This window comes from Bacillus sp. MM09(2025) (assembly GCF_050496725.1).
Classification (GTDB): Bacteria; Bacillota; Bacilli; order Bacillales; family Bacillaceae; genus Bacillus; species Bacillus pumilus.
On the sequence record NZ_JBNWEN010000004.1, the window covers coordinates 2,254,960 to 2,267,307 of the forward strand.

Genomic DNA, 12,348 nt, shown 5'->3' on the forward strand with positions numbered 1-12,348 from the left:
TTTGAAGAGAGGTGCATGATGAAATGGCTGCTCACGAACTAAAAGACGCTTTAGATGCTTTAAAAGAAACCGGTGTTCGAATTACTCCGCAGCGCCATGCCATCTTGGAGTTTCTCGTAAATTCTATGACTCACCCAACCGCGGACGATATATATAAAGCACTTGAAGGTAAATTTCCAAATATGAGTGTCGCAACGGTTTACAACAATTTACGAGTCTTCCGGGAATCTGGATTAGTTAAGGAATTAACGTACGGTGATTCCTCAAGCCGATTTGATTTTGCGACATCTGACCATTACCATGCGATTTGTGAAAACTGCGGAAAAATAGTGGACTTTCATTATCCTGGCCTTGATGAAGTTGAACAGCTTGCATCCCATGTGACGGGCTTTAAAGTCAGTCATCATCGCTTGGAGATCTATGGGACTTGTCAAGAATGTGCGAAAAAAGAAAATCATTAATGAAAAAGCTGACCGGTTAAATGGTCAGCTTTTTTTATGACTTTTTTCGATTGTAGGATTCATCAAACTCTTTGCCTTCTAATGCTGGATCGAGTGTAAGCGGCTCTCTGCAATGCATACACATGTCCACCCGCCCAAGCACTTTTGTTTCCTTCTCACAGCCTGGACATACGACACGGACTGCCTTCGTAGAAAGCATGCCGATCCAAAAGTAAACCACTGTACTCAATCCGATCGATAAGACGCCGAGAAGCATAAAGAAAGTCGACAGCCAAATCGATTCCTTGAAGAACACACCGATATACATGATTAGAAAGCCAACAAAAACCAAACTAAGTGCAAATGTTCTGATTTTATTAATCTTACTGGAGTATTTCGCCATCCCTAGTCCCCCTTGTCTCCAATATAGCACATTTTACCTTTCCGTTTGAATTAGTTATAGAGTTTTGTGAATAAATTGCTTATAATGGTTCAATGATCTTTTTTCTTGAATTGAAGGAATTTTGATTCTATGAGGAGAAATACATAGCATTAGAGAAGAACTTTACACCCGAGTATTGGAGGAATCACTATGGAAAATCTTCTCCGTCCTATTTATCAAGAGAGAGCAAGTCATCCAGACACATTGGCTGTGATTATAGTAGAAAGAAGACACAAGGTATCTTCTGAGACGGATAACTTTGATGCAGCACTTCTAGTCATTGTAAAAGAAGCAGAAGAGCCGTTATTTATCAAACACTATGAATCCGATCACCAAACAGCTTCTTTAAATGTTGTCACAGATGAGCAGTTGAAGGAATGGATTACCCTTGGCACGAACCGCCGAATCATTGATTGGATTTTGAATGGGAAAGTCCTATTTGACCGAAATGAATATATTTTCAACTTAATTGATGACCTGAGTACATTCCCATTTTCAAACCGCAAACTTAAAATCGGTTTAGAATACGGCAAGCTAATTCGCAGATATATAGAAGGAAAAGCATTTTTTGAGTCAAATCAATTCCTTGATGCATATAATTCAATTGTGCATGCGCTGCATCATTTGGCACGTATTGAAGTAATCGATAAAGGCTTCCATCCAGAAGTGACAGTTTGGAATCAGGTGCGACATATGGAACCGGAAGTTTATAAACTTTATTCAGAACTCATTGAAAGCCACGAAAGCCTTCATAAGCGTTTGGAACTTTTATTTTTAGCAAATGACTTTTTGATCCATTCAAAAGCAGAAATTGGTGCCGCTCATTTGCGTCATGTCATGGAACAGCAAGATATATGGCTTTTTGGCGAGCTGCTCGCGCATCCTGACCTCAAGTATTTCACGCCTGACCTTAGCGTCATGATTGATTTCTTTGTGGAAAAAGGAATTGTCCAAGTGGAGCCGATTGAGACAAAGGGACAAAAAATCTATCATCGAGGATATTTTGTAAAAAAAGATATTGACGCCTGAATATTATGATGGTATATTATTATACGTCGCTAACGAGCAACCAAGTTGCTTTGAAAGAAAAGCTGACAAAAAGAAATTCTAAAAAACACTTGACGCACACAGCGTCGAAATGTTATATTGAGAAAGTCGCCTCTGAGAGATGGCGAAGATGATCTTTGAAAACTAAACAAGACAAAACGTACCTGTTAATTCGAGTTTTTATAAAAAATCCTATGAAATATCATAGGTAGTCAGTCAAACGCTGACGAGGCAGGAAATGATCACATGCTAAGTTCGCTACATCGTGTAGAAACGCATGTGTGATATGCATCCTGCATACCTCGGAGAGTTTGATCCTGGCTCAGGACGAACGCTGGCGGCGTGCCTAATACATGCAAGTCGAGCGAACAGAAGGGAGCTTGCTCCCGGATGTTAGCGGCGGACGGGTGAGTAACACGTGGGTAACCTGCCTGTAAGACTGGGATAACTCCGGGAAACCGGAGCTAATACCGGATAGTTCCTTGAACCGCATGGTTCAAGGATGAAAGACGGTTTCGGCTGTCACTTACAGATGGACCCGCGGCGCATTAGCTAGTTGGTGGGGTAATGGCTCACCAAGGCGACGATGCGTAGCCGACCTGAGAGGGTGATCGGCCACACTGGGACTGAGACACGGCCCAGACTCCTACGGGAGGCAGCAGTAGGGAATCTTCCGCAATGGACGAAAGTCTGACGGAGCAACGCCGCGTGAGTGATGAAGGTTTTCGGATCGTAAAGCTCTGTTGTTAGGGAAGAACAAGTGCGAGAGTAACTGCTCGCACCTTGACGGTACCTAACCAGAAAGCCACGGCTAACTACGTGCCAGCAGCCGCGGTAATACGTAGGTGGCAAGCGTTGTCCGGAATTATTGGGCGTAAAGGGCTCGCAGGCGGTTTCTTAAGTCTGATGTGAAAGCCCCCGGCTCAACCGGGGAGGGTCATTGGAAACTGGGAAACTTGAGTGCAGAAGAGGAGAGTGGAATTCCACGTGTAGCGGTGAAATGCGTAGAGATGTGGAGGAACACCAGTGGCGAAGGCGACTCTCTGGTCTGTAACTGACGCTGAGGAGCGAAAGCGTGGGGAGCGAACAGGATTAGATACCCTGGTAGTCCACGCCGTAAACGATGAGTGCTAAGTGTTAGGGGGTTTCCGCCCCTTAGTGCTGCAGCTAACGCATTAAGCACTCCGCCTGGGGAGTACGGTCGCAAGACTGAAACTCAAAGGAATTGACGGGGGCCCGCACAAGCGGTGGAGCATGTGGTTTAATTCGAAGCAACGCGAAGAACCTTACCAGGTCTTGACATCCTCTGACAACCCTAGAGATAGGGCTTTCCCTTCGGGGACAGAGTGACAGGTGGTGCATGGTTGTCGTCAGCTCGTGTCGTGAGATGTTGGGTTAAGTCCCGCAACGAGCGCAACCCTTGATCTTAGTTGCCAGCATTTAGTTGGGCACTCTAAGGTGACTGCCGGTGACAAACCGGAGGAAGGTGGGGATGACGTCAAATCATCATGCCCCTTATGACCTGGGCTACACACGTGCTACAATGGACAGAACAAAGGGCTGCGAGACCGCAAGGTTTAGCCAATCCCATAAATCTGTTCTCAGTTCGGATCGCAGTCTGCAACTCGACTGCGTGAAGCTGGAATCGCTAGTAATCGCGGATCAGCATGCCGCGGTGAATACGTTCCCGGGCCTTGTACACACCGCCCGTCACACCACGAGAGTTTGCAACACCCGAAGTCGGTGAGGTAACCTTTATGGAGCCAGCCGCCGAAGGTGGGGCAGATGATTGGGGTGAAGTCGTAACAAGGTAGCCGTATCGGAAGGTGCGGCTGGATCACCTCCTTTCTAAGGATATATGGAGCAGCGTGCGTTTTCGTCTTGTTTAGTTTTGAAGGATCATTCCTTCAAAACATGTCTCTAGCGAGACAGGATTGTTCTTTGAAAACTAGATAACAATAAGTAATACATTCACATTGAATGCAATGCAAAGTTCATCACACATAGTGATTCTTTCTAAAGTAAGAAATGGTTAAGTTAGAAAGGGCGCACGGTGGATGCCTTGGCACTAGGAGCCGATGAAGGACGGGACGAACACCGATATGCTTCGGGGAGCTGTAAGCAAGCTTTGATCCGGAGATTTCCGAATGGGGAAACCCACTGCTCGTAATGGAGTAGTATCCATACTTGAATACATAGAGTATGAGAAGGCATACCCGGGGAACTGAAACATCTAAGTACCCGGAGGAAGAGAAAGCAAATGCGATTCCCTGAGTAGCGGCGAGCGAAACGGGAACAGCCCAAACCAAGAGGCTTGCCTCTTGGGGTTGTAGGACACTCTATACGGAGTTACAAAGGAACGATATAAGCGAAGAGGTCTGGAAAGGCCCGCCAAAGAAGGTAACAGCCCTGTAACTGAAATGTTGTTCTCTCCAGAGTGGATCCTGAGTACGGCGGAACACGTGAAATTCCGTCGGAATCCGGGAGGACCATCTCCCAAGGCTAAATACTCCCTAGTGACCGATAGTGAACCAGTACCGTGAGGGAAAGGTGAAAAGCACCCCGGAAGGGGAGTGAAATAGATCCTGAAACCGTGTGCCTACAAGTAGTCAGAGCCCGTTAAAGGGTGATGGCGTGCCTTTTGTAGAATGAACCGGCGAGTTACGATCCCGTGCAAGGTTAAGCAGAAGATGCGGAGCCGCAGCGAAAGCGAGTCTGAATAGGGCGCATGAGTACGTGGTCGTAGACCCGAAACCAGGTGATCTACCCATGTCCAGGGTGAAGTTCAGGTAACACTGAATGGAGGCCCGAACCCACGCACGTTGAAAAGTGCGGGGATGAGGTGTGGGTAGGGGTGAAATGCCAATCGAACCTGGAGATAGCTGGTTCTCTCCGAAATAGCTTTAGGGCTAGCCTCAAGGTAAGAGTCTCGGAGGTAGAGCACTGATTGGACTAGGGGCCCCTACCGGGTTACCGAATTCAGTCAAACTCCGAATGCCGATGACTTATCCTTGGGAGTCAGACTGCGAGTGATAAGATCCGTAGTCGAAAGGGAAACAGCCCAGACCGCCAGCTAAGGTCCCAAAGTATACGTTAAGTGGAAAAGGATGTGGAGTTGCTTAGACAACCAGGATGTTGGCTTAGAAGCAGCCACCATTTAAAGAGTGCGTAATAGCTCACTGGTCGAGTGACTCTGCGCCGAAAATGTACCGGGGCTAAACGTATCACCGAAGCTGCGGACTGTTCTTACGAACAGTGGTAGGAGAGCGTTCTAAGTGCTGTGAAGTCAGACCGGAAGGACTGGTGGAGCGCTTAGAAGTGAGAATGCCGGTATGAGTAGCGAAAGACGGGTGAGAATCCCGTCCACCGAATGCCTAAGGTTTCCTGAGGAAGGCTCGTCCGCTCAGGGTTAGTCGGGACCTAAGCCGAGGCCGAAAGGCGTAGGCGATGGACAACAGGTTGATATTCCTGTACCACCTCCTCACCATTTGAGCAATGGGGGGACGCAGGAGGATAGGGTAAGCGCGGTATTGGATATCCGCGTCCAAGCAGTTAGGCTGGGAAATAGGCAAATCCGTTTCCCGTGAAGGCTGAGCTGTGATGGCGAGCGAAATTTAGTAGCGAAGTTCCTGATTCCACACTGCCAAGAAAAGCCTCTAGCGAGGTGAGAGGTGCCCGTACCGCAAACCGACACAGGTAGGCGAGGAGAGAATCCTAAGGTGATCGAGAGAACTCTCGTTAAGGAACTCGGCAAAATGACCCCGTAACTTCGGGAGAAGGGGTGCTTCTTAGGGTGTTAAAGCCCCGAGAAGCCGCAGTGAATAGGCCCAGGCGACTGTTTAGCAAAAACACAGGTCTCTGCGAAGCCGTAAGGCGAAGTATAGGGGCTGACGCCTGCCCGGTGCTGGAAGGTTAAGAGGAGCGCTTAGCGTAAGCGAAGGTGCGAATTGAAGCCCCAGTAAACGGCGGCCGTAACTATAACGGTCCTAAGGTAGCGAAATTCCTTGTCGGGTAAGTTCCGACCCGCACGAAAGGCGCAACGATCTGGGCACTGTCTCAACGAGAGACTCGGTGAAATTATAGTACCTGTGAAGATGCAGGTTACCCGCGACAGGACGGAAAGACCCCGTGGAGCTTTACTGCAGCCTGATATTGAATGTTGGTACAGCTTGTACAGGATAGGTAGGAGCCTTGGAAACCGGAGCGCTAGCTTCGGTGGAGGCATCGGTGGGATACTACCCTGGCTGTATTGACCTTCTAACCCGCTGCCCTTATCGGGCAGGGAGACAGTGTCAGGTGGGCAGTTTGACTGGGGCGGTCGCCTCCTAAAATGTAACGGAGGCGCCCAAAGGTTCCCTCAGAATGGTTGGAAATCATTCGCAGAGTGTAAAGGCACAAGGGAGCTTGACTGCGAGACCTACAAGTCGAGCAGGGACGAAAGTCGGGCTTAGTGATCCGGTGGTTCCGCATGGAAGGGCCATCGCTCAACGGATAAAAGCTACCCCGGGGATAACAGGCTTATCTCCCCCAAGAGTCCACATCGACGGGGAGGTTTGGCACCTCGATGTCGGCTCATCGCATCCTGGGGCTGTAGTCGGTCCCAAGGGTTGGGCTGTTCGCCCATTAAAGCGGTACGCGAGCTGGGTTCAGAACGTCGTGAGACAGTTCGGTCCCTATCCGTCGCGGGCGCAGGAAATTTGAGAGGAGCTGTCCTTAGTACGAGAGGACCGGGATGGACGCACCGCTGGTGTACCAGTTGTTCTGCCAAGGGCATCGCTGGGTAGCTATGTGCGGACGGGATAAGTGCTGAAAGCATCTAAGCATGAAGCCCCCCTCAAGATGAGATTTCCCATTCCGCAAGGAAGTAAGATCCCTGAAAGATGATCAGGTTGATAGGTCTGAGGTGGAAGCGTGGTGACACGTGGAGCTGACAGATACTAATAGATCGAGGACTTAACCTTTATTCTATTGTGAAGTTTGAACATTGTTATCTAGTTTTGAGAGAACATTTTTTAAATATCTCTTGATTTATTTTCAATACATAGTATAATATCTTTTGTCACTAAATTGTCTGGTGATGATGGCGAAGAGGTCACACCCGTTCCCATACCGAACACGGAAGTTAAGCTCTTCAGCGCCGATGGTAGTTGGGGGTCTCCCCCTGTGAGAGTAGGACATCGCCAGGCTTTCTTCATTCCGCAGTAGCTCAGTGGTAGAGCTATCGGCTGTTAACCGATCGGTCGTAGGTTCGAATCCTACCTGCGGAGCCAATTTGGAGAGCTGTCCGAGTGGCCGAAGGAGCACGATTGGAAATCGTGTAGGCGGTAACCCCGTCTCAAGGGTTCGAATCCCTTGCTCTCCGCCACAAATTTACATAATAAAGGGCCCGTTGGTCAAGCGGTTAAGACACCGCCCTTTCACGGCGGTAACACGGGTTCGAATCCCGTACGGGTCACCATTTTATAGAATATATACCAGTATTTTTTATTCGGAGGATTAGCTCAGCTGGGAGAGCATCTGCCTTACAAGCAGAGGGTCGGCGGTTCGAGCCCGTCATCCTCCACCATATCTTTTATATCATCGCGGGGTGGAGCAGTTCGGTAGCTCGTCGGGCTCATAACCCGAAGGTCGCAGGTTCAAATCCTGCCCCCGCAACCAAATTATTTTATACACCAATAGGGAGTGCTCATTGAGTGCAACCAAAATGGTCCGGTAGTTCAGTTGGTTAGAATGCCTGCCTGTCACGCAGGAGGTCGCGGGTTCGAGTCCCGTCCGGACCGCCATTTTTAAAATGAATACATGGCTCGGTAGCTCAGTTGGTAGAGCAACGGACTGAAAATCCGTGTGTCGGCGGTTCGATTCCGTCCCGAGCCACCACTATTTGCCGGTGTAGCTCAATTGGTAGAGCAACTGACTTGTAATCAGTAGGTTGGGGGTTCAAGTCCTCTTGCCGGCACTGTTTTTCAAATGTGGAGGGGTAGCGAAGTGGCTAAACGCGGCGGACTGTAAATCCGCTCCCTCCGGGTTCGGCGGTTCGAATCCGCCCCCCTCCACCATTTTTATTTTCATAGGGGCATAGTTTAAAGGTAGAACAGAGGTCTCCAAAACCTCCGGTGTGGGTTCGATTCCTACTGCCCCTGCCAATTTTCTTAATATGATTCATAACATCTATGGCGGTTGTGGCGAAGTGGTTAACGCACCAGATTGTGGCTCTGGCACTCGTGGGTTCGATTCCCATCAATCGCCCCATTTTATTATTGGGCTATAGCCAAGCGGTAAGGCAACGGACTTTGACTCCGTCATGCGTTGGTTCGAATCCAGCTAGCCCAGTTGATTTGCGGAAGTAGTTCAGTGGTAGAACACCACCTTGCCAAGGTGGGGGTCGCGGGTTCGAATCCCGTCTTCCGCTCCAATAATGGCGGCATAGCCAAGTGGTAAGGCAGAGGTCTGCAAAACCTTTATCCCCGGTTCAAATCCGGGTGTCGCCTTTTTGAAAAGACTGCCGGGGTGGTGGAATTGGCAGACACACAGGACTTAAAATCCTGCGGTAGGTGACTACCGTGCCGGTTCAAGTCCGGCCCTCGGCACCATGTTTTTTATCATAAGTTGCGCTCTTTAATGATCATGCCGGTGTGGCGGAATTGGCAGACGCGCACGACTCAAAATCGTGTTCCTCACGGAGTGCCGGTTCGACCCCGGCCACCGGTATCTATTAATAATTTCATGATTGGTTTTTCCCGTCAATCTAACGTTTCACCCTCGTGGTGAAACGTTTTTTTGTGGTTTAAATGAGTTATTTAGATAAAAAATAGAAACCTATTAGAAAAGAATGAGCATGTACTTCTTTTAGCAGAATAATCTTTAGATGATTTGCAACATTTGATAAGATACATTTAACCATGTAAGGATACAAAATGAGGCAGCACATTCACATAAAACAGTGTACTACCTTTGTATAACTAAATGAATATTTGTGGGTACATACACATCTTTAGCTGACATCATCATTGTGACCCAGTTTGAGGGGAGAATTTATGAAAAAACAAAATGATCATGAGGAGTTATTGACAGGTGGAAATGTCTCGAACGTATATCGTTCGGGAGATACGGTTCGTCGAGAAGTAAATTCAGACAATATCAATACACGAAAGCTGCTAAAGCATTTAGAAAAAAAGAATTTCTCCTATGCTCCAAAGTTTTTAGGGGTTGATGAACAAGGTAGAGAGATCTTATCCTTCATTGAAGGCGTAGCCGGTCATGATCCTTTAAAAGAATACATGTGCTCTCACCATGCCTTAAAAGAAATAGCGAGAATGCTTAGACTGTATCATGATGCTGTTTGTGATTTTCCCATTTCAGACGATTGGGAACGAATGGACAATACGCCTAACAACATAGAGGTTGTGTGCCATAATGATTTTGCGATGTACAACATCATTTTCAAAGATAAAAAGCCAGTGGGAATCATTGATTTTGATGTAGCTGCTCCTGGTCCAAGACTTTGGGATATCGCTTATACCCTTTATACATGTGTGCCTCTCAGTAGATTTTTTCGCACTGAAAAGGGGGAGATCGTGAATTATCATTCATTAGAACATGCAGGCCATATCAAGTATAGAGTCAAATTGTTTTTTGAAGCTTATGGTGAGGAAATAGCAGAAGATTATGTGGAGATGGTGCTGCTGCGTTTAAAAGGGTTATGTCAGTACATGAAACGAAAAGCGAGTGACGGGGATACAGCTTTTCAAAAAATGATTGATGAGGGGCACCTTGAGCATTACCAAAAAGACATACAATTTATTCATGAACATAGAAAAGAATGGGTTTGAGGATACTAGCGGCTTTCTAAAGCGAAAGAACAATTAGGTGTTTATACCACTCTAATCACGCTTAAATGAGATGGACTTACCTTGAAGTACAGAAGAAATGAAGGGAGCAGGAAATGCTGTTTGAAGTAGTCGTTTATGATAAAGCAAAATATCATTATGATGGAAAGTTTCCAAAGGACTTATCTATTGATCAAGCCTTTGTACATACAGGCATGTTTTTGGGGTGGATCATTGATAATGATTTGTTCAGTGAAGAATTTGAAGAAGACATTGAGGGTGAAATTCAAAAATTTAAATCACGAGAAGTGACAGGGACTCAAATCTATATGGACTGTGATGGTGTGTTTTCAAATGATATGCTGAATGATGAGGGAAATGAATTTACCCAAAAATATTTCGATTTTGATAATGGTTTATATTTAGATGACTATGAGGAGACATTTCCAGAAGCTGAAGGCGTATATTATGTTAAAGATAGTTGGGAGAACTACGATAAAATCAAAAAAGTGATTCAAAGACGTTATTTAAAATGGGTAAATCAGCGTTAAGGAATCAGATTTATGATTCAAAGATAAATGAGAAATAGAATAAATGTAAAAAGGCGGAGTTGTTAACTTGCAAAAGACGATATTACAGACCATCATTGAAGACGAGGGGTCCCATGATTTTCCGCTTTTTAGACAGTACTGTGTGAAGAAAGAACAGGGTCTGCGTAAAGATGCGTTAAAGGTTCTTCAGACTTTTGTTGAAGAAATGAAGGAGAACGAATTTGCAGCACGGCGTTCATTTGTTGCTTGGCTGTTTGAAAAGATTGAACGGTTTGAGGATGGACATCATTTGCTTGTATATCCATTGATCATTGGGGTGATTCAGCCTGTTCTGCAAGAGTGGGAGAAAGTTGATCCGATGGATGTGAGACCGTATCGCTGGCAGGGCTTGTTTGTGCATTGGGGAGAAGGGCTGCCCTATTTATTGAAGGCACTAGAGCTTGGAGGCAGCAAAGAGCAGCGTGTCATTGTTCAAATATGCGAAACCTATTTATCGGCTTTATGGTATTCGTTTCATCATATACATGAAGATCTTTATTTGAGCATCTATGAAAAAGACCAAGAGCGAATTCAAGGTATTGAAGATGTCATGATGCTGATCGAAGATAAGAGAATTCGCATTAATGTTGAAAAACAAGTAGCCTATTATGATCGGCTTTTATCAGACTGGAAGAAATTTCGGCAAACGGAGACAACAGGCTTCGTGAAATGGTGTGCGGAGCGTAAGAAGCCGTATGAGTGGGTAGAGGCTTTTTATTACCAACAATAGATAAGGAAACGGCAGAATTCATTCTGCCGTTTATTTATGCCATATTCGCTCTATTTCTATATGATCTGGTTTAAAATATTTCAGGACATAGACATCTGGATTGCTTAGTTTCTCCCACTCTTTGAATCCAATCATGGGATCGGCATGTTTAAGAAGCAGGCTCATAAGATTGCCATGTGTGACAAATAGGGTATGATCGTTTTCTGAATTTATTTGTTCGTAGAGTAATTCTACAATGCGGTTCATGGCTTCGAGGCTTGATTCTCCGCCCTCACAAGTCAAATGTAAGTCCGTAAAACTGAGCTTTAGTTTCTCGTACCAATCGTCCATTGGTTTGCTACTTAGCACACGTTCAGCGAGACGCTGATCAATTTTCACCTCGAGTTGTTTTGCATGAGCAAGAGGATCAGCAGTTTGGAGCGCTCGCTTGTAGGGACTTGAGATGATCTGATTGAGGTGAATGCCATTAAAGAACTCTGCTAGTGCGTGAGATTGTGCAATGCCTTGTGGCGTTAAAGACGCATCCTCGGATTGTCCATTTGCTTGGCAGTGTCTCGCGATATAATATGTTTTCATGGGCCACACCTTTCATCGAGTATAAAAAAATCATCCGGGATTGGATGAGGTTAGGTTAGGTTCATTTGTTCGGGTCTGTTTCTTTATAGGGATCTGTGAGCTTCGAGGTAAGGTCTAAGTTGAACAAAAAATCATCTATGGTGTCTGAGCCAAAGGGAAGTGCGGAGAAGTTGATTGGGATGCTGTCTTCCTGTTTTTCAGTGGTGACCTGCTGTCTTTGCTGCTTTTTTTTCCAATAATTAAACAAGCGCATGTGAAGCCCCCTTTTCTATGAAAAAGATGGATTTATACATAATATACGGGGAGAGTTGTCCAGGCGTCAAATGTTTTCTTCAAAAGGATATATGAAAAGAGCCACACAGGATAGTGCGGCTCTTTGTGTATATTTACATAGCACGACGTAAAGCTTTCAGTAATTTACGTTCGCATTTTAAGTTGTATCGCTTGCGATGGAGTTTATCCGTGTGACATCTGCCAATGACGTGTCTGACATCTGGATGATAAATGATAAGGTGTCTGTAAGCTGGATCATTTAATAATGCATGAAACCAGCTATACTTTTTGAGCTCGCTTGCGTTTCTAGAGATATCCTCTTCATCTACCTGTAGAAAAGGAATATACACAGCTAGTGAGAAGATATCAAAAATGAATCCCATGTTGGTTCCTCCTTCCATATTATTTCCTACGCTTAGAAGGA

General features: G+C 45.9%; 9 protein-coding genes, 16 tRNA genes and 3 rRNA genes. 24 read left to right on the plus strand and 4 right to left on the minus strand.

The window, feature by feature from the left end; translation table 11 throughout:
- Positions 1-23: 23 nt before the first annotated feature.
- On the plus strand, positions 24-461 hold the full coding sequence (gene perR / locus ACQYAC_RS17525; protein WP_012009347.1) for a peroxide-responsive transcriptional repressor PerR: 438 nt from the start codon (positions 24-26) through the stop codon (positions 459-461).
- A gap of 34 nt (positions 462-495) precedes the next feature.
- Here perR and ACQYAC_RS17530 read toward each other — a convergent pair whose 3' ends face one another.
- Positions 496-843, minus strand: a complete 348-nt coding sequence (locus tag ACQYAC_RS17530) for a YgzB family protein (protein WP_003217804.1) — start codon at positions 841-843, stop codon at positions 496-498.
- Between the two features lie 189 nt (positions 844-1,032).
- Between ACQYAC_RS17530 and ACQYAC_RS17535 the strand changes: the two genes are divergently transcribed.
- The 23 genes from ACQYAC_RS17535 (at position 1,033) to ACQYAC_RS17645 (ending at position 11,075) form a co-directional block, all read left to right on the plus strand.
- On the plus strand, positions 1,033-1,911 hold the full coding sequence (locus ACQYAC_RS17535) for a nucleotidyltransferase-like protein (protein WP_003217861.1): 879 nt from the start codon (positions 1,033-1,035) through the stop codon (positions 1,909-1,911).
- Between the two features lie 317 nt (positions 1,912-2,228).
- Positions 2,229-3,777 (plus strand): 16S ribosomal RNA (locus ACQYAC_RS17540).
- 182 nt (positions 3,778-3,959) lie between these two features.
- A 23S ribosomal RNA gene (locus ACQYAC_RS17545) occupies positions 3,960-6,890 on the plus strand.
- Positions 6,891-6,999: 109 nt separating this feature from the next.
- Positions 7,000-7,115, plus strand: a 5S ribosomal RNA gene (gene rrf / locus ACQYAC_RS17550).
- The 16S, 23S and 5S rRNA genes sit together here with 16 tRNA genes alongside, the layout of an rRNA operon.
- A 9-nt stretch (positions 7,116-7,124) precedes the next feature.
- Positions 7,125-7,199 (plus strand) — tRNA-Asn (locus tag ACQYAC_RS17555).
- Positions 7,200-7,203: 4 nt separating this feature from the next.
- A tRNA-Ser gene (locus ACQYAC_RS17560) sits at positions 7,204-7,294 on the plus strand.
- A gap of 18 nt (positions 7,295-7,312) precedes the next feature.
- Positions 7,313-7,387: transfer RNA gene (locus ACQYAC_RS17565), tRNA-Glu, on the plus strand.
- Positions 7,388-7,419: 32 nt separating this feature from the next.
- Positions 7,420-7,495, plus strand: a tRNA-Val gene (locus ACQYAC_RS17570).
- Positions 7,496-7,510: 15 nt separating this feature from the next.
- Positions 7,511-7,587 (plus strand) — tRNA-Met (locus ACQYAC_RS17575).
- A 48-nt stretch (positions 7,588-7,635) separates the two neighbouring features.
- Positions 7,636-7,712: transfer RNA gene (locus ACQYAC_RS17580), tRNA-Asp, on the plus strand.
- Positions 7,713-7,730: 18 nt separating this feature from the next.
- Positions 7,731-7,806: transfer RNA gene (locus ACQYAC_RS17585), tRNA-Phe, on the plus strand.
- 6 nt (positions 7,807-7,812) lie between these two features.
- Positions 7,813-7,885 (plus strand) — tRNA-Thr (locus ACQYAC_RS17590).
- Between the two features lie 15 nt (positions 7,886-7,900).
- A tRNA-Tyr gene (locus ACQYAC_RS17595) sits at positions 7,901-7,985 on the plus strand.
- Between the two features lie 13 nt (positions 7,986-7,998).
- Positions 7,999-8,072: transfer RNA gene (locus ACQYAC_RS17600), tRNA-Trp, on the plus strand.
- Between the two features lie 30 nt (positions 8,073-8,102).
- A tRNA-His gene (locus ACQYAC_RS17605) sits at positions 8,103-8,178 on the plus strand.
- A 9-nt stretch (positions 8,179-8,187) separates the two neighbouring features.
- Positions 8,188-8,259 (plus strand) — tRNA-Gln (locus ACQYAC_RS17610).
- Between the two features lie 7 nt (positions 8,260-8,266).
- Positions 8,267-8,341: transfer RNA gene (locus ACQYAC_RS17615), tRNA-Gly, on the plus strand.
- A 5-nt stretch (positions 8,342-8,346) separates the two neighbouring features.
- Positions 8,347-8,417: transfer RNA gene (locus ACQYAC_RS17620), tRNA-Cys, on the plus strand.
- 13 nt (positions 8,418-8,430) lie between these two features.
- A tRNA-Leu gene (locus tag ACQYAC_RS17625) sits at positions 8,431-8,519 on the plus strand.
- Positions 8,520-8,555: 36 nt separating this feature from the next.
- Positions 8,556-8,637: transfer RNA gene (locus ACQYAC_RS17630), tRNA-Leu, on the plus strand.
- Between the two features lie 326 nt (positions 8,638-8,963).
- Positions 8,964-9,758 (plus strand): phosphotransferase, encoded by a 795-nt coding sequence (locus tag ACQYAC_RS17635; RefSeq protein WP_180309342.1) that lies wholly within the window; start codon positions 8,964-8,966, stop codon positions 9,756-9,758.
- Between the two features lie 113 nt (positions 9,759-9,871).
- Positions 9,872-10,306, plus strand: coding sequence for a hypothetical protein (locus ACQYAC_RS17640; RefSeq protein ID WP_429943791.1), 435 nt, complete (start codon positions 9,872-9,874; stop codon positions 10,304-10,306).
- 67 nt (positions 10,307-10,373) lie between these two features.
- Positions 10,374-11,075, plus strand: coding sequence for a hypothetical protein (locus ACQYAC_RS17645; protein WP_429943792.1), 702 nt, complete (start codon positions 10,374-10,376; stop codon positions 11,073-11,075).
- A gap of 30 nt (positions 11,076-11,105) precedes the next feature.
- On the opposite strand, the gene ACQYAC_RS17650 is transcribed toward ACQYAC_RS17645, so the two are convergent.
- The 3 genes from ACQYAC_RS17650 to ACQYAC_RS17660 all read right to left on the minus strand — a co-directional run bounded on the left by ACQYAC_RS17650 (position 11,106) and on the right by ACQYAC_RS17660 (position 12,307).
- Complete coding sequence (locus ACQYAC_RS17650; RefSeq protein WP_429943793.1) at positions 11,106-11,651, minus strand: histidine phosphatase family protein; 546 nt, start codon at positions 11,649-11,651, stop codon at positions 11,106-11,108.
- Between the two features lie 61 nt (positions 11,652-11,712).
- On the minus strand, positions 11,713-11,904 hold the full coding sequence (locus tag ACQYAC_RS17655; protein ID WP_306011893.1) for a hypothetical protein: 192 nt from the start codon (positions 11,902-11,904) through the stop codon (positions 11,713-11,715).
- 133 nt (positions 11,905-12,037) lie between these two features.
- On the minus strand, positions 12,038-12,307 hold the full coding sequence (locus tag ACQYAC_RS17660; RefSeq protein WP_429943794.1) for a hypothetical protein: 270 nt from the start codon (positions 12,305-12,307) through the stop codon (positions 12,038-12,040).
- Positions 12,308-12,348 lie beyond the last annotated feature (41 nt).